Annotated in this window: 13 protein-coding genes; 9 read left to right on the top strand and 4 right to left on the bottom strand. The window is 64.7% G+C overall.

All coding sequences use genetic code 11. The annotated features are described in order from the left end of the window. The first annotated feature begins 127 nt into the window (after positions 1–127). From RBB32_RS20530 to RBB32_RS20510, 5 genes are all read left to right on the top strand, one after another. Complete coding sequence (locus tag RBB32_RS20530) at positions 128–4,390, top strand: strawberry notch family protein (RefSeq protein WP_306155508.1); 4,263 nt, start codon at positions 128–130, stop codon at positions 4,388–4,390. 121 nt (positions 4,391–4,511) lie between these two features. Next, complete coding sequence (locus RBB32_RS20525) at positions 4,512–4,898, top strand: DUF6878 family protein (RefSeq protein ID WP_012187349.1); 387 nt, start codon at positions 4,512–4,514, stop codon at positions 4,896–4,898. 1 nt (position 4,899) lies between these two features. Then, positions 4,900–5,361, top strand: a complete 462-nt coding sequence (locus RBB32_RS20520) for a hypothetical protein (RefSeq protein ID WP_012187348.1) — start codon at positions 4,900–4,902, stop codon at positions 5,359–5,361. Between the two features lie 100 nt (positions 5,362–5,461). Then, positions 5,462–5,764 (top strand): hypothetical protein, encoded by a 303-nt coding sequence (locus tag RBB32_RS20515; protein WP_012187347.1) that lies wholly within the window; start codon positions 5,462–5,464, stop codon positions 5,762–5,764. A gap of 124 nt (positions 5,765–5,888) precedes the next feature. Further along, positions 5,889–6,617: a DUF736 family protein gene (locus RBB32_RS20510; protein ID WP_012187346.1), complete on the top strand. Its 729-nt coding sequence runs from the start codon at positions 5,889–5,891 to the stop codon at positions 6,615–6,617. Positions 6,618–6,697: 80 nt separating this feature from the next. Here the strand turns inward: RBB32_RS20510 and RBB32_RS20505 are convergent, their stop codons facing one another. From RBB32_RS20505 to RBB32_RS20490, 4 genes are read right to left on the bottom strand one after another with little or no spacing between them, the layout of a single operon-like run. Beyond that, positions 6,698–10,048: an error-prone DNA polymerase gene (locus RBB32_RS20505; RefSeq protein ID WP_012187345.1), complete on the bottom strand. Its 3,351-nt coding sequence runs from the start codon at positions 10,046–10,048 to the stop codon at positions 6,698–6,700. Beyond that, positions 10,045–11,544 carry a DNA polymerase Y family protein gene (locus tag RBB32_RS20500; RefSeq protein WP_012187344.1) on the bottom strand — a complete coding sequence of 500 codons (1,500 nt, stop codon included), beginning with the start codon at positions 11,542–11,544 and terminating at the stop codon, positions 10,045–10,047. Before RBB32_RS20500 ends, RBB32_RS20505 begins: the two co-directional genes overlap by 4 nt. Further along, on the bottom strand, positions 11,471–12,058 hold the full coding sequence (locus RBB32_RS20495) for an ImuA family protein (protein ID WP_012187343.1): 588 nt from the start codon (positions 12,056–12,058) through the stop codon (positions 11,471–11,473). Before RBB32_RS20495 ends, RBB32_RS20500 begins: the two co-directional genes overlap by 74 nt. After that, positions 12,048–12,728: an SOS response-associated peptidase gene (locus RBB32_RS20490; RefSeq protein WP_012187342.1), complete on the bottom strand. Its 681-nt coding sequence runs from the start codon at positions 12,726–12,728 to the stop codon at positions 12,048–12,050. The genes RBB32_RS20495 and RBB32_RS20490 overlap by 11 nt, the downstream gene beginning before the upstream one ends. Positions 12,729–13,419: 691 nt before the next feature. Here RBB32_RS20490 and RBB32_RS20485 point away from each other — a divergent pair. The 4 genes from RBB32_RS20485 to RBB32_RS20470 form a co-directional block, all read left to right on the top strand. Continuing rightward, complete coding sequence (locus RBB32_RS20485; RefSeq protein WP_306155502.1) at positions 13,420–14,349, top strand: DUF2493 domain-containing protein; 930 nt, start codon at positions 13,420–13,422, stop codon at positions 14,347–14,349. Between the two features lie 132 nt (positions 14,350–14,481). Next, positions 14,482–15,498: a GSU2403 family nucleotidyltransferase fold protein gene (locus RBB32_RS20480; protein WP_306155499.1), complete on the top strand. Its 1,017-nt coding sequence runs from the start codon at positions 14,482–14,484 to the stop codon at positions 15,496–15,498. A 539-nt stretch (positions 15,499–16,037) separates the two neighbouring features. Then, on the top strand, positions 16,038–16,244 hold the full coding sequence (locus tag RBB32_RS20475) for a hypothetical protein (protein ID WP_007120662.1): 207 nt from the start codon (positions 16,038–16,040) through the stop codon (positions 16,242–16,244). A 563-nt stretch (positions 16,245–16,807) separates the two neighbouring features. Beyond that, positions 16,808–17,214, top strand: a 407-nt coding sequence (locus tag RBB32_RS20470) for a helix-turn-helix domain-containing protein (protein WP_371931094.1), incomplete at its 3' end; no start/stop codon positions are given.

Below are 17,214 nucleotides of genomic sequence, written 5' to 3'. Positions count from 1 at the left end.
TCGGTGAAGAATGAGATCTTCGCCGGGATTTTTGACTTGCCCGAAACCCTTGACAGAGGCCCGCCCCATTACGGAAGCGGGCTTTTTGTCCTTTGGAACTCAGACCCTGATCCAAAGGAAAATCCCCATGACGAAGCCCAAACCGGCAAACCCGGCTCTCTCGATCTCCCACCCTGACCTCGCCTCTGCCCTCGAGCAGATCGGCACGGAGGTCGACAACCAGCCCCTGCGCAGTTCAGCGCTCGCGCGTATCATGCGCGAGATGTTCCATGGCAGCGATGCCGGCGGTGCCTGGGACTGGCGCATGGCCTACGACCTGATGCAGGCCGCGGCCATCCAGGTGCTGCTGCGCGGGGACAACGCAGCGGGTGACGTGGCCCTAGCAAAGCTTCTCGCTTCACGGCTGCTGACAGAGACGCGCCGGTCAGAGCAGCAGACCCGGCTGCAGCAGTTTTCCACGCCGCTGGCATTCGCCGCCCTGGCTGTGCGGGCGGCTGCGATCCGCAAGGGCGAGACCGTTTTGGAGCCCTCGGCTGGCACCGGTGCTCTCGCTGCGTTCGCCGCCCGGGCTGGTGCCACGCTTTTGCTCAACGAGATCGATCCCTTTCGCCAGAGCCTCCTGCGCGTGGTCTACGGCGGCGAGGTGACGGGCCATGACGGCGAGCATATCGACGATCTACTGCAGACGCCGGTCCTGCCCGGCGTGGTGGTAATGAACCCGCCCTTCGCCTCATCGGTCGATCGCTCCCGAGACAAGCACATCGCCGCCAAACATCTCGTCGCGGCCGCGAAGCGTCTCGCGCCCGGTGGGCGCCTGGTGGCGATCATGCCGCTGGGTTTCAGCCTGGAGCGTGATGCCGCGCATTGGTCCCGCGCCTGCGGTCTCCTGACGCCGCGACTGGCGTTGACGATGCCGGGGCAGGTCTACCGCAAGCTCGGCACCTCTGTCGAAACCCAGCTGATGGTCTTCGACAAGGTGCAGGAGGACGGCGAAATGATCCGCGTCCCTGTGCGGGATCTGGATGAAGCCCTTCCTTTTGTCGACGCCGTGGCCGCAACCCGGCCCGAGATGCGTCCCGCCCAACGGGCTGAAGCGACCCCTCATGCTCGGCCGACCGTTCCATCCTCTGCTCCGCGCAAGACCGCCGCTGCGCCTGTCGCCGCCTCCAAACCTCGGGCCAAGGCCGTCCGCCCGCTCAGCTTCACGAGCCTTGAGACCCCGCGCGACAACAAGCCTATCTCGGACATTTATGCGCGCTACCGCCCGCAGCGGATCGAGATCGCGGGTGCGCAGGAACATCCCACGCCGCTCGTCGAAAGCATCGCCATGGCCTCGGTTGCCCCGCCCATGCCCTCAAACACGGGCAGTGATGACTTGCGCCTGCCCACACGGTTGATCGAGGAGGGAGATCTCTCCGAGGCGCAGCTCGAGACCATCATCATGGCGCATGATGCCCATGGGCGCGATCTGCCCGGTCGGTTTACCATCGATGACGACCAGACCAAGCTGACGCGCGCCGATGATGACCCAGACGCACGGGCCTATCGCCTTGGGTACTTTCTCGGCGACGGCACCGGTTGCGGCAAGGGCCGCGAATGCGCGGGGCTCATTCTCGTGAACTGGCTTTCCGGGCGCAGGAAGGCGATTTGGGTCTCCAAATCCGCCACGCTCATCGAGGACGCCATCCGCGACTGGACCGATCTCGGCGGCTCGCCCGCCGACATCCAGCCGCTCTCCAAATGGAAACCGGACCAGCCCGTCCCTATGGGTGACGGTATCCTGTTCGTGACCTACGCCACGCTGCGGTCCGCGGGCAAATGCGGCACCACGCGACTGAGCCAGATCTTTGAGTGGATGGGCGAAGACTTCGACGGTGTGCTGGCCTTCGATGAGGCCCATGCGATGCAGAACGCGGCAGGATCCGAGCAGGGCAGGGGGGTCAAACCCTCCCAACAGGGCCTTGCGGGCCTGCGGCTGCAACTGGCAGCACCCCGCGCTCGCGTCTTCTACATCTCGGCCACGGGAGCGACGAGCGTCCACAACCTCGCCTATGCCGCGCGGCTGGGGCTCTGGGGGCAGGGCCCCGAATACCCCTTCCCAAGCCGCGAGAGCTTCGTTTCTGCGATGGAAGCCGGCGGTGTCGCTGCCATGGAGGTGGTCGCGCGCGATCTCAAGACGCTCGGGCTCTACACGGCCCGCGCCCTCAGCTTCGACGGCGTGGAGTATGACGTGCTCGAACACGCGCTCACCCCGGCCCAGATCGAGATCTACGACGCCTATGCGGGTGCGTTTCGCACCATCCACCACAATCTCGAAGCCGCGCTGACGGCGACCGGCGTCAACGACGCCTCTGGCGAGACCAATGCCTCGGCCGCACGCGCCTCGGCCAAGTCCCGCTTCGAGAGCACGAAACAGCGCTTCTTCAACCATCTCCTGATGGGGATGAAAGCCCCAAGCATTATCCGCGCCATCGAGGACGACCTGGCAACGGGCCACGCGTGCGTCATCCAGGTGGTCTCGACAGGCGAAAGCCTGTTGAAGCGGCGGCTTGAGACGATGGACGCAGAAGATGAGCTCGTCGAGGGGGCCTTGACGCCGCGCGACTATGTTCTGGGCTATCTCGAACAAGCCTTCCCAATCCATGCACAAAAGCTCGTGGAGATCGACGGTAACATGGTCGCGGAACCCTTGCGGGATGAGACCGGCGCGCTGGTCGTCTCGCGCGAGGCGCTCGCTCTGCGTGACGCGGCCATGATGGAGTTGATGACGCTGGCCCCGATCCCCTCGGCGCTCGACCAGATCCTCTGGGCCTTTGGCGACGAGGCCGTCGCTGAAGTCACGGGCCGGTCCATCCGGCCCCTCAAGGCCGAGGATGGCCACCTCTTCATCGAGAAACGCGCCGCCAGCAGCAATTCGTCTGAGACCCAAGCCTTCATGGACGGCGAGAAGGATATCCTGATCTTCTCCGACGCGGGCGGTACGGGCCGGTCCTATCACGCGGCGCAAACGGCGAAGAACCAGAAACGGCGGCGGCACTATCTTCTGGAGCCCGGCTGGCGCGCGGATGCGGCCATCCAGGGGCTGGGCCGCACGCATCGCTCTGCCCAGGTCAGCGCGCCGTTCTTCCGTGTCTGCACCTCCGATGTGCATGGCGAGAAACGCTTCACGTCGACGATTGCCAAACGCCTCGACCAGCTGGGGGCCTTGACCAAGGGTCAGCGCGAGACCGGCTCGCAGGGCATGTTCCGCGAGGAGGACAATCTCGAAAGCCCGATCGCACGGGCGGCGCTGCGTGGGTATTTCGCCGATCTTGCCGCCGGACGCGCTGAGGCGATGAGCTACGAGAGCTTCACCGACTGGACGGCCCTGCGGCTGATCGACAAGGACTGGGTGCTCCTTGAGGAGCTTCCCCCGATCCAGCGGTTTCTGAACCGGGTTCTGGCCCTTCCCATCCACATGCAGAACGCGCTCTTTGCCGAGTTCATGCGCCGGATCGCTGATCAGTCTGAGCGCGCGCGCGCGGCCGGCACGCTCGATCTCGGCGTGGAAACTCTGCGTGGCGAAAAGATCGAACAGGTATCCACAGAGGATCTCTGGACCTGCCCGAAATCCGGCGCCGTGACGCGGATCATTGGACTTGAAGTCACCGACCCGGTCCATGTGCTTTCGGCGGATGACGCCCTGTCGCGCAATTTCGATAAGCTGCCGATGGTCAACCGCGCGTCGGGTCGCGCGGCGCTCATCTCGGCGCGGCCAATGCAGATGTATGACGAGGACACTGTCACGCTGATGCGCAAGGCGGTGCGGCCAAACGGGTCGAGCTATCTCGAAGAGGCACGGTTTGAGTCCTCGGCTTGGGAAGAGATCGGCAAGCCTGAGTTTGCAAGGCTTTGGGATGAAGAGGCCGCGTCCCTGCCGAAAACCACCACGACCAAGCTCTACCTGCTGACCGGGCTGCTGTTGCCGATCTGGAAGGACATTCCGACCACGAATGAACGCATCTACAGGGTCACGCCTGACGGGGCGACGGCCATGATCGGGCGCACGTTGAGCGAAGAAGGGGCGGCCGCGCTCCGCGCCCGCTTCCTTGTCTCCAACCCGCAAACGCCACAGGAGATGTTGACCGCCGCCCTCGGCACCACCGCACCTGTTGATCTGGGCCGGGGTCTGACCCTGACCCGTCGCCGGGTCGCAGGCGAGATGCGCCTTGAGTTGTGCGGCGTTGACAGGGGCATGATTGATGGCCTCAAGGCCCTCGGCTGCTTCACCGAGATCATCGCCTTCCAGCTACGGGTGTTCCTGCCGCATGGGGACGGGATCGACACGGGAAGCATTCTGGCCCGGATCGTGGGGCAGGAAGCCGCCATGACGTCAGAACAAGCCGCCTGAAAAGTCAAAGCGGGCTTCCGGTCGGGCGGCGTGGATCGGGATTTGGCCGATCTGCGCTTTCCGGGCGCGCGCTGACCAATGCCAGGCCCGGCCCCCCAAATTCAGATAAGAGGACAGACCCATGACCAATCCCCAGATCGACTATGCCGCAATGGCGGCTCAGTGGCGTGCAGAGCGCGAAACCACTCTGAAGGCATCCCGAGCGGAGCTGCTTGCGCAACTACGCGCGCTTGGCATCAGCGAGGTCACCGCCGAATACGAAGGCTATGGCGATTCCGGCAATGTCGAGGATGTGACGGTGCAGCCTGCAGAGGTCCAACTGCCGGAGCCGCTTGCCACCGAGGTGGGCGACTTCGCCTGGTCGCTCGCCTATCACCATCACCCGGGGTTCGAAAACAACGAGGGCGGCTACGGCACGCTGACCTGGGACATAGCAGCCGACAGCATCACGCTCGATCATGCGGACCGCTACGTTGAATGCTCGCATAGCTATGACGAGGGGCTGTGAGATGGCGCATCCGCTTCATCATGCCGAAAGCTCGGCCCGGAAATTCGGCGGGGTGCCGTCTGACTATCAGGCTGTGCACGATTGGTTTGACGCCTCGAAAGAGCATCTCGCGCTCTTCACGCACCGAGCCATGCGCCACCACGCTCAAGGCCTGTTCGAGGCCGAACGTGTCTTCGGCCTGACCCTGACCAATAGCGCAGGTCGAGAGATCCCCGTGCGCTGGATCGGCGAGCAGCATGTCCGCGAAGACTGTCAGGGACGCATTCCGAGCATGGCGGACTGGCTTCGACGGATCCAGCCTGAGCCATGGATGGCAAATGGCCACATCGACCGGCATGTCGGCAATGAGCCCTGCGGCGACCCAAGGGTTGCCTGGGCCTCCGAGGTCGCCGCCGGAAGAACGGTTCTTGGCCTGAAGGATTGGATGGCGGCGCGCGCGACGCAAGCCACGCAAAGCGCCTGACAGCTCTTGGCCGTTTGCCAAACGAATACTGCATGGAAGCCCGGTTGGAAGATCGGGCTTCTTGCGTCGTTTCCCCACCATTCTTCTTGAGGAGGATCGCATGACACTCGAAGACATCAAGGCGGCCGTCGATGCCGGCCAGACCGTGCATTGGGCCAATACCGGCTACGTTGTCCACAAGGACCGGCTTGGGCAGTACCTGATCACCTATGTGCCGAACGGCAGCTGCATCGGTCTGACCGACCGGAGCGGGCACCGGTTGAACGGCAAAGAAGCGGAGTTCTTCATCGCGCGATCGGAGGACGGCGCGGAAAATCCGGGCAGCCAATCAAGACCAGACGGGCAGGAGGGGGGCGTAGCATCCGGAGGCGCGGGGGCACTCCCACTCGGACGGCAGATCTGACCCGTGGGCGGGACTGAAAGGAAAGCAGGCTTTCTGATTTGTGATCCCTCAAGGGGTCGAGAAAGCAATCCCGGATGCGTTGGCAAAAACGTCAGGCACCGGCCAATCCAAAAGGAACCATCCCATGTTCGCAGGAACCCTTACCCGCAATGTCGAGACCGCAGCCGCCGAATACACCGGCATGATCCATTCGACGCGCTTTGACATCGCCATCCAGCTCGAGGCACGGGCCAAGATGTCCGAACGCAGCCCGGATTACGACGTGACGGCGGTCAACAAGTCTGGCCGCAAGGTGCGCATCGGTACGGCCTGGAACGAGACCGGCACGACCAGCGGCAATCCCTACATCTCGATGCAGATCGATGTCGGTTTGGGCCCGTTCCGCGTCAATGCCGTGCAGACGAAGGAAGCGCGCACAGCCCAGAGCGGCGAATTCGAGATCATCCCGCTGGTCTCGAACGGCCTGATGAAATCCGGCTCGATCTCGGGCGAGCTCACCGCCATGGACGCCGACAACGCCTTCACCGGCTACATCGCCAACATGATGTTCGATCTGGAGTTCATGCTGATCGAGAACAGCTACAAGACCGAGGAGACCCACCCCGATTACCGCATCGAAGTCAGCTCGCCCCGGGGCACGCCGATCCGCGTCGGCTCGGCCTGGATGGCCAAGAGCAGCCGCACGGGCAATGACTACCTGTCGCTGCTGATCAACACGCCTGATGGCGACCTGCGTGTCAACGCCGTCCAGAACGAAGAACAGCGCGGTGGCCAGACTTTCTCGATCATTCCGTTCATCGACAGCGGTGATCAAGCGCACGATGCGGGCGCGGGGCTGTCGCTGGTCGCGTGACCTTGGTACGAGGCTTGAACATCTGAGTTGCAAGGGGAGCCGTGGTACCACGGCTCCCCTTTTCCTGCGTTCAAGAGGTACTAGTGAAAATCCCGGCTCGGAAACAGCTTCTTGGCCTGCTCACGCGGATGCCGGGCGGTTGATCCGCCGCCACTACTTGCGGGTTGGTGCGCTGCCTCAGCCTGACGATCACCTGCGTCGGTGGCCGGCCGCCCGAGGCTTGAGAGCATCGGCGAGATGTCTTCGATCCGCTCGGCAATCACATGAACGACCTGCCCCTCGCGTTCAATCCTGCCGGTGACCCGTAGCAGACGCCCTGCGATCACCGCCTTGCGGAAGGCCTCGTAAACCCGGCTCCAGACCACCACGTTGGACACGCCGGTCTCATCCTCCAGCGTCAGAAAGATGACACCAGACGCGGTACCCGGCCGTTGCCGCGTGATCACGAGACCCGTTACGGTGACCCGTCCGGTCGCCCGGTCCAGCCGTTCATGCGGCAGGCTTTCCGGCAGGCGCGGTCGGAGCAGTTCCATAGGATGGGCGCGCAGAGAAAGCCGCAGTGCCAGGTAGTCCTCAATCACCTCCTGGCCCAGCGTCATCGCCGGCAGCGCAACCTCCGGTTCCGCCCCGCCTTCACCATCGGCCCCGAAAAGGGGCAGGGGATTTGGCCCTCGCAATGCCCGGGCGGCCCATAGCGCATCGCGCCGATTGAGACCGAGCGAGGCGAAGGCATCCCCTTCTGCCAACCGTTCCAGTGCATCGGGCCTGACCCCGGCCCGGCGCCAGAGGCCCTCAACATCGGGGTAGCCATTGCCGCGGGCGGCCTCAATCCAGTTCGCATCCTCCTCCCGCATCCCCTTGATCTGCCGAAACCCGAGCCGCAGCGCCAGCGCCCCGTCACCGCGCGGCTCCAGGGTGCAGTCCCAGGCCGAATGATTGACCGAGATGGCCCGGATCTCGACGCCATGCTCACGCGCGTCGCGAACCAGCTGAGCCGGGGCGTAGAAGCCCATCGGCTGGCTGTTCAGCAGGGCGCAGGTGAACACGGCCGGATGGTGCCGCTTCAGCCAGGCCGAGATATAGACCAGCCGCGCGAAACTCGCCGCATGGCTTTCGGGGAAGCCATAGCTGCCGAAGCCTTCGATCTGGGCGAAGCAACGTTCTGCGAACCCCGCCTCATAGCTGCGGGCCAACATGCCCGATATGAACCGTTCGCGGAACGCGCCGATCGTGCCCATCCGCTTGAAGGTTGCGAGCGACCGGCGCAGCCGGTCGGCCTCGGCCGCCGAAAAGCCGGCCGCGACCACCGCGATCTGCATGGCCTGCTCCTGGAAGAGGGGGACACCATAGGTCCGGCCTAGTACTTCCATCATGGCAGGACCGAGGTCTTCGACCTTCTCCTTGCCCTGACGGCGGTTGATGAAGGGATGAACCATGCCGCCCTGGATCGGACCGGGGCGGACGATCGCGACCTCGCAGACCAGATCGTAGAATTTTCGCGGCTGCATGCGCGGCAAGAAGTTCAGCTGTGCCCGGCTCTCGACCTGGAAGACCCCGACCGCATCCGCCTTGCAGAGCATGTCATAGACCACCGGGTCCTCAGGCGGCACATTGGCGAGGGTCAGCTGCAGGTGACGGTGATCGTCCAGCAGCCCGAAGGCCTTCCGGATGCAAGTCAACATGCCGAGCGCCAACACATCGACCTTCAGGAGCCCAAGCGCGTCGATATCGTCCTTGTCCCATTCGATGACCGTGCGATCTTCCATTGCCGCGTTCTCGATGGGGCAGAGCTCGTCGAGTCGGCCATGGGTGATGACAAAGCCGCCGACATGTTGGCTCAGATGCCGGGGAAACCCGATGATCTCACCGATCAGTTTCGCCGCCAGCGCCACGCGCCCGTCTGCCGGATCGATTCCGGCGTCGCGCATCCGATCTTCTCCTGGTGCGCTGGACGACCAGCCCCAGATCTGCCCCGACAGCCGGGCGACTACGTCCTGGCTCAGTCCCATCACCTTGCCGACCTCGCGGATCGCGGCGCGTGAACGGAAATGGATCACGGTCGCAGTCAGCCCGGCGCGATGCCGGCCATATTGCTCGTAGATCCATTGGATCACTTCCTCGCGCCGCTCGTGCTCGAAATCCACGTCGATATCAGGCGGCTCACCGCGTTCCTTCGAGATGAAGCGTTCGAAGATCAGGGTGATGCTCTCGGGGGGCACTTCGGTGACGCCGAGCAGGTAGCAGACGACCGAGTTGGCGGCCGACCCGCGGCCCTGGCAGAGAATGCCCTTCGAGCGCGCGAAAGCCACGATGTCATGGACCGTCAGGAAATACGGTGCATAGCCCATCTCGCCGATGAGCTTCAGTTCCTTGTCGACCCGCGTGACGATCCGGGCCGGCGGCCCCTCGGGATAGCGCCAGTGCAGCCCCTCCCGCGACAATCGTTCGAGCCGCGCCTGCGCGGGTTCGCCGTCTCGCGCCTCGTCGGGATACTGATAGCGCAGATCGTCCAGCCGGAAAGCGCAGCGGTCGGCGATCTCCAGTGTCCGCCGGATCGCCGCCGGATAGCGATGGAACATCCGCGCCATCTCGGCCGGGGATTTGAGCCGGTGCTCGCCATTGGTCAGCCGGCGCTCCCCGATCGTGTCGATCGTGCAGCCCTCGCGCAGGCAGGTCAGGACATCGGCGAGCGGACGCCTGGACGAGCGATGCATCATCACCTCGCCGAGGGCCACGAGCGGCAGGCCGGTGTCCTGGGCGATCCGGGCCAGCTGGTCGAGGCGGGTTGGGTCTCGCCCGTCATAGCGGGGGGCCGCGCCAAGAAAGCACTGGCCGGGGAAGATGCGCAGCATATGCCGCAGGTCGCTTAAAGATGCCCGGGCCGGGTGCTCCATTGGGTCAGGCGGCAGCGCGATCAGCACCATGCCCTCGCCCCAATCCAACAGATCCTTGCGCGTCAGATGGCATTCGCCTTTCGTGGCCCGCCGCTTGCCGAGGGACAGGAGCCGGGTCAGCCGCGACCAGGCCGCGATGTCGGCGGGTAGGGCGAGCCAGTCGACCGGGCTGTCGGTCAGCACGATCCGGGCGCCAGGGATCAGCTTCGGCAACACCATGTCCGGCGGAATTCGGGGCGCATCGCCTGCCGGCATGTGCTGCATCGTCTGGCGGCTGGAATGATCGGTCACTTGCCGGGATCGGACCACTGGTCCGGCCTCGGCCCCGTCGCTCGCTGCACGGGCCTCCTCGCGCAGTCGGGCCAGCTCTTTCAGGGCCGAGAAGGCCCGCACCACGCCTGCCACCGAGTTGCGGTCGGTGATGGCGATGGCCTTCAGACCCAGTTCGGCAGCCCGCGTGACCAGCTCCTCAGGATGCGAGGCGCCGGTCAGGAAGGTGAAATTGCTCGTCACGCAGAGCTCCGCATAACCGGTCATGCGAACTCTCCCTGCGCGAACCAGCTCTGCGCGGGCCAGGCCGGCGCCTGTGGCGTGTGGTAGAGCCAGAGCCGTGCGCCCTCGCGGGTCTCCACCCGCCAGTAATCGCGCAGACCCGAGCGCCAGGCCGGATCGTCGAACCACCATTCCGGCGCGATCCGCTCCGGCCCGTCCGCACGCAGGGTAGTGAAAGACATGCGCCGCCAGGCGAACCGGGCTGGAGGATGTCCGGGCTGGCCCAGCCCCTTCGTGGTGACCGGCTCAGACGGAAAGATGATGATCGGCCGATCCGGTCCACGATGCGGTGGCGGAGGTTCCGCCGCGCTGTAGGCGGCGGGTGTCACGAGAAAACTCCGCTCGGGGATCTTGCTGGTGGCAGGCAGGAGCCGCAGGACCCGGTCGAAGCCCAGCCGGTTGCCGAGCCGGGAGAAGAGGTCGGCCAGCGCGTCCTCGCGGGCTATCGTTCGGGGTCCGCCGATCTGCTCGGGTGGCAAGTCCTCGGTCACATGGGCGACGAGGCGCATCGCCTCGATCCCGAACCCGGCTTCGACCTCCGATACGCCTTTCTTGAAGAGGGCCGCAATGCGCTCGGGATCGCGCATCGGCCGGGCCAGCCCAATCTCGACCTGCGCGGTCTCCCGGTCGACCCGGTGCAGTTCGAGCCGCAGCCGCCGTGCGCCACGATGATGTTGGGCCAGTGTGCTGCACAGCCGGTCGAGCAGGCGTGCAAGGCCCGACATGACATCGGCCTCAAGACCGATGGGGTCCGGCATCGTCATCCGCACCCCGAAATACGGCGCGTCCGCCTCCGGGGAGACCGGCTCAGGCTGAAGGCCGAGCGCCTGATCGAGCCGCAGCACGAGCCCCGGGCCGAACCGACGCGCGAGCGGCGCCCGCGGCAGATCGGTGAGATCGCCGATCCTGTTCAGCCCCATCCGGGCGAGTCCCTCGGCCACATCGCTACCGATCCTCAACGCCGAGACGGGCAGGCGCGCGATACCCTCCTTCGCCGCGCCCTCTGGCAGGATGCCGCCGCCATGGCGGGCGAGCGCCTGGGCTGCGCCACGGGTTTCGGCGATGGCGCTCGAGAGAGTCAGGCCGACCCGTTCCAGCCGCGCATGAAGGTCGCCCCGCATTTCGGCCTCGCCGCCGAAGAGATGTGGCACGCCGGAGATATCGGCGATAAGCCCGCCCGGGCCGTCCCGCGCCACCATCGGGGAATAACGCCCTGCCCACCGTCTGAGGCCTGCCAGTGCCGCCGCTTCCCGTGCAAGATCGGCCGGTCGCGTGATCAACTCAGGGCAGATGGCGCGGGCATCGGCCGCCGCCATGCCGGGATGCAATCCGCGCATCTCGGCGGCCTGGTTCAGACAATGCACATGTTCGGCATTCCCTGACCTGTGGATCAGGGCGAACGGTCCCTCAACGGGACGTCTCCGCAGACTCGTGTCGCTTGCCAGCCGCGGAAACCGGATGGACAGCAGCCGTCTTGCCATTCCAATGCACAGTCCAGGTTCTCAATGTTCCCTTTTTGTTCTTACTAAGGGCCCATTGATGCAGAGTCGAGTCCCGTCGTTCCGACGCATTCGGTGCGCAATGCCACCGCGTTTCGGCTGCATTGCTGCCCTGGCCTTCGCGGATCAGCATGAGTCCGGTGGTTCGACCGGCTTCCGCGGCCAGCTGCAGGCGTCGCCCGGCGATCAGGGAGAGGGGCTTTTCCGGCTCCGCGATCACCAGTCCGACCCCTTCGGATCGTAGCGCTTCCTCGGTGGCCCAGAGCAGGTCGGTCTCATTCGCGGGACGGATGAGATGCAGCCGCTCCCCGACGCCTTCGGGCAGACCCCGGAGCATTGGCTGGTGCGGGGCATGCCCGGGAATGATCCAGATCAGGGCCTCGGTATGTCGGGCGGCCTGCAGCAATGCGAAGCTGCGCCGGCCTGGACCTTCGGCCTCATGGACCCGGTGCCGGGCCAGGGCAAAGAGTTCGCTCGGAGCCGGATCAAACCGCATCCTCGCGCACCCCCTCGGCAACGATCTTCAGCCTCCCGTCCGGGAGGGGACGCTGGAGCTTCAGGGCCTCCTCGGCCGGCGCGGTCAGCCAGTGCCGCCATTCCTCGGGCTGCGTGAGGATGACGGGCATGGCTTTGGGGTGGATCGGCGCAACTTCGGCATTGGGCGGGCAGGTCAGGAAACCGAAGATCTCCGCTGTCACCTCGCCTTCCTTCAGCTTGCGCACCGAGGTCCATTCCGTCCGCAGCCCGGCGAAGAAGGCGAGCGGCCGATCCTCGTCCAAAGCGAACCAGACCGGCGAATTGCGCGGCGCACCCCGGCGCCCGTCGATTTCCGAAAAACTGGTGAAGGGCACGAGGCAACGATGTTCGACACCGAGCCAGCGCCGCCAATGGGGAGAGCCGACATTGCGGATATTGGTGACACCCTTGTCGGTGCGCTTGCCTTCGAGAAACTTCGCAGGGGTCGGCATGCCCCAACGGGCCATGGCCAGCTGCCACGCTGCGCTTTCACCATGTCGAATGATCGGTGCCGGATAATCGGGCCAGATACCAGGTTGAGGCGGCAGGTTCCCGGTGCTGTCTACAAGTTCCTCATTCTCCCCGAGCATGTCGTTAAACAGGTGGCGCATCGCGTCCTGGCTTTTGGTCTGGGAGTAGAGATTGCACATCTGTCGTACGCTTGGGAATCGAAATGGGGATTTAATCGAGAACAATGGCAGAACACAGATCGTCTGAAAAGTGTGACTTTTTCTCAACGATGCAGTTTTGGGGTAACGTGTGCCTGCCAAGAAAGTTCACGCTCAATCGCTTTAAACAAACGCGACCAATACCTCCCCCGCTCGGCTGCGCGTGTCGCAGGGGAGAACGGCCCTTCGGTCCGTCGCGCATTCGGCCATGCGGCCTCACCGCGGCGTCGCACCCAGGCCCCCGGTTTGCCCGCCTCGCGAGCACGTCCCTCCTCGGCCGCTCCGCCGGATTGCGCTCTGGTCTGTTTTGCGCGGCAAAACGATCCCGCCGCTTCATCCGTCTCCCGCGTCCGGTCGGGCCGTTTGCCTGCTCGGGTCGGGCAAACCTACCGTCAATACACACACACATGAGTGCGGAAGCATATCCTCCGGATGGCCCCCAAATCAGCCCGCGTCAAGGATCGCAAAACTTTTCGGCGAGGGCGGTACATATGGCTTGGGGCGGTCCCGTGCGTGAGCGCGGGCCTGTATCGGGTGCAGCGCGCGGAAAACTTTTGCGCCCGGCAAGCCGGCGGCTGCGCCGTCCCTGACCCGGGCAGATTCGGAAACCAGGCATTCGGCCATGCCCCCACACTCACGTGGTGGCTCCTCAACCGAATACTGGAGACCAGACATGGCTTACGACACCGCAAGCACCTACGAAACCATCGAGCTTTTCGGACTGACCGAGAAGGACGCACAGTTGCCTATCCCAGAAGATCACATCCTGACCGACCGCATCATCCGCGAGAGTTTCGAGGCTCTGCTCGGTCCGCTGCGCATGACCGGGCTGGAGGCAGAAATCGAACCGCTGGCGCACGGGCTCGCCACGATCCTGCAGCGCCGGAAGGTGGCGCTCGGCAAGGAGGTCGACCGCACCGCCGACAAGATCGGCGCGCTGGCAAAATCTCACGACGGATCAGAGATCGCCGAGACCGCGCTCGAAGAGGCGCAGGCGCGCTTTCTGCAGCTGCGCGAGATCGTCGGCGCGATCGAGGTGATGAGCGAGGCCGCAGCGGAATGCTACGAGGTCGAGACGGGTCACGCCTTCATCCCGGCAGCCGGGTCGCGGGCGAGCGTCCGGGCGCAAGAGACCGGGGCGGTCTTCGAGGCCCGGCAGCTCCTCGAGCAGCATGATCGGGAAACCGCCGAGAAGTCGAAAGTCGAGGGGGTGCCCCTGATCGTTTCGGGTGCCACAGACTGGACCGATGTCGATGTGATCTTCAATACGCTCGACAAGGTTCGCGAACGGATCAAGCAGAACCGCAACCAGGAGATCTTCCTCTGCCACAAGGGTGGCAAGCACGGGGCGGAGATGATTGCGGCCCGGTGGGCCCGAGCACGCGGGGTCGCGCAAGCGCGCTTCGATCCGCGCTGGTCCGCGCATGGGCGGGCGGCACCGTTCAAGTGCAACGACGAGATGCTGGACGACAAGTTCGCGGCGACGGGGGTTGTGCTCTTCGGCGGCAACGGGGTCGCGCTGAACCTCGGGCAGAAGGCGGAAGCGAAAGGCCTGACGGTCATGCGGGTTGCGGACCCGGCGAAGAAGGCGTCGCAGGATTGAAGAGAGAGGGTCGCCTTCGGGCGGCCCTTTCGTCGTTTCTCATGGGTGTGGACGTTCTCCAAATCACTTTGCCTAGCAATTTCCTGTTTTGATAGGTATATGTATGCCAAGCAAAACTTGGAAATGATAGGCATGACCCCACTCAGCAGCATCGCGATGAGCGCCTATACCGACCTGGTGCGTCTTCTGAAGGACGACGCCTTGTCCGGTGTAGAAGGCAAGCCCACGCTCAAGGAGCGTGGGGATAAGGCCTATTGGTATGCCGCGCGCCGTGTCGGGACGGAGATGCGGTTCATCTATATCGGCGAAGACAGCGACGAGACGCGCGCGCGCATCGACCGGATCGAAGAGCTGCGCGCAACGGCCAAGGATCGGCAGGCGGAACGGTCGCGGCTTGTTCGGCTCTTGCGTGCGGAAGGCATGACGCCCATCGACCGGGCGACCGGTTCCATCCTGTCGGCCATGGCCGCAGCCGGGACCTTCCGGTTGGGCGGCACCATCGTTGGAACGAATGCCTTCCGGCTCTATGAAGGCGAGCTTGGCATTCGACTTCCCTTGGGCGGGATGGCCAACACCGGCGACATCGACATCGCGCAGTTCGAAAAGCTCAGCGTTGCGTTGCAGGATCAGGTCGACCCGGGTCTGGCCGAGACATTCTCGGCGCTCAAGTTTGATCCCCTGCCGGCACTCGACCAGGGCCGTACCTGGCGATGGGCTCAAGGCGGCAGTGGCCAGCTGGTCGAATTCCTGACCCCTGCATTCGGAGATGAGACCATTCGAGAGCTGCCCGCCTTGGGCGTGAACGCCCAAGGATTGAACTATCTCAACTTCCTGATCGCTGAGCCGATCCACGCGGCGGCGATCTATAGATCCGGCGTTCTGGTGCAGGTGCCCCGCCCGGAGCGTTATGCAGTCCACAAACTGATCATTGCCGACCGGCGCCGCGATGGGGCAGGGAGCCTGAAATCCGCGAAGGACCGCGAGCAGGCGGCTTTCCTTATCGAAGCGATGGCCGAAGACCGGCCCGATGATCTGGCTCAGGCCTATGCCACCGCAATGGAGGTTGGGCCGCGCTGGCGGGAGCACATCGGCAACTCGCTGAAGCGAATGCCTGATACCAGCGGGTTGCTCGACAGCTTGGGCGCGTGATGGCCGTAACGGGGTCGTGCTTGGCGCGGCCCTTTCGTCATGTCTCATGGCGCGTGCGATCGGTCACACTTTTTCAGCAACTCGCGGCGGCCAGCACCGTCATCCCTCTACCCAGCCCGTCAGAGTTCGGCCCATCCACATCGGTACGGGCTGGGGATGGTGCGCACCTCGCACATCATCAGCAGCGCAAGACCGAGGGGGCGAGACGTCGCACATGAGGCTGAAGACCTGCACAACCCTCGGGTGGTGTTTCGGAACATCGCATCCACGCGGGCGGGCGTCATCAGCACCCCGGCCAGGTTCGGCAGGACGTGGACGCGGATGGTGGCGACTGCGTGACGGCACAGGTCAATCGGGTCCCTCCTTCTTGCTATGCATGTGGATCGCACGGGGTCGGCCCGTTCGTGCCCTCAGCTCACGCTTCGGCAAGCACAAATACGGTTTCCACGGCGGGGCCGCGGACCCTCCGCATTTGCGCTTGCGACCGGTCCTCTTGCTCCCGTGCTGGGTGATCCTCATCGCAATAAGGAGTAACCCAAATGACCAACCACTACGTCGCCACCGTTCCCGTCAAGTTCACCGATACCGATGGCCAGGAGCGCACCCGTTTTCAGCGCGTGGGCGCGATGTTCCGCAACACCCGCAACGGGGATGGCTCGGAGTTCTTCAGCCTCAAGCTCGACTTCCCGGTCGCGGTCTCGGAGCTGGTGATGTTCCCACCGAGCGCGAAAGATCCCCAGGACTAAATCCTCTGGCGAGGATGGGCCGCCCCAGGACGATCTTGGGGCGGCCCGATCCCTGTTCCAGGGATGCCGTGTCCGGCGGTCAGTTCGCCCGAGGTGACCTCTTCTTGGTGCCGGTCGCTGCGCGCGCAACGGACGATCGCCGCTCGGAATGATCCGGCCGCGACAGACCGGCCAGTCAGCCTCAAGGGGGCCATCCACAAAAACCTATCGGCCAGGGCCTCCCGGTTTTTGCGGCAGAGATTTGGCGGAGCCAAATCTGGCCCTCCTTGACCCTGCCTGTCCGCCCTGTCGGTGGGGTTTGCGCCCGCCCGCGGTTCCGTCCGAACACATGCGTGTTCGGCCAGACCCTCGGGCGGTGCTGGGGAAGGGGACCCATTGGACAGGTGGGTCGCCCGATGGTGAGGGTGGCAGAGCCGCGTCCCTGCGGGCCGCGGCGCGAAGCGGACACCAAGGCTGCCTGAGCCTGAATGCGACGTAAGTATATAATTGACAGCGCGGTATATTATCGTAAGGTGGGGTCAGCCTTGGTGGAAGGTGGCAGGAAATAGGGGGTCTTTCTTCGCATGTCTCGTTCAAAACGTCTCACAGATGCGGACCGCATGGAGATCGTTCGCGAGGCTGCGGAAGGCATTTCCACCTCGGTGCTCGCTGAGCGGTTTGGTGTGTCGCCGCGGGCGATCCAGTACACGCTCAAAGCCGATGCCGAGCGCCAGACGGATGCCGCAATTCCGGTCTCAGCGGTCAGTGTGAAGGTCACGGCTGCGGAGCTTGAGGCGCTCGACGCGGTGCTGGCCGCCGCCGGGGTCGAGAGCCGTGCCGAGGGGCTGCGGCGGCTCATCCAGGCGGCGGGTGGGGTGTTCGTTCCGGACGCGCAGATGGCAGCTGAAATGGCGCGATACAGGGCCTCTTTGCACGAGGTCGGCAATGGGGTCGCGCAGATCGCCAAGCAGATGACGAAGGCCAACCGGTT

The sequence above is a fragment of the Roseovarius sp. MMSF_3281 genome, assembly GCF_030733685.1.
Classification (GTDB): domain Bacteria; phylum Pseudomonadota; class Alphaproteobacteria; order Rhodobacterales; family Rhodobacteraceae; genus Roseovarius.
This window is presented reverse-complemented; position numbering and strand designations above follow the sequence as displayed.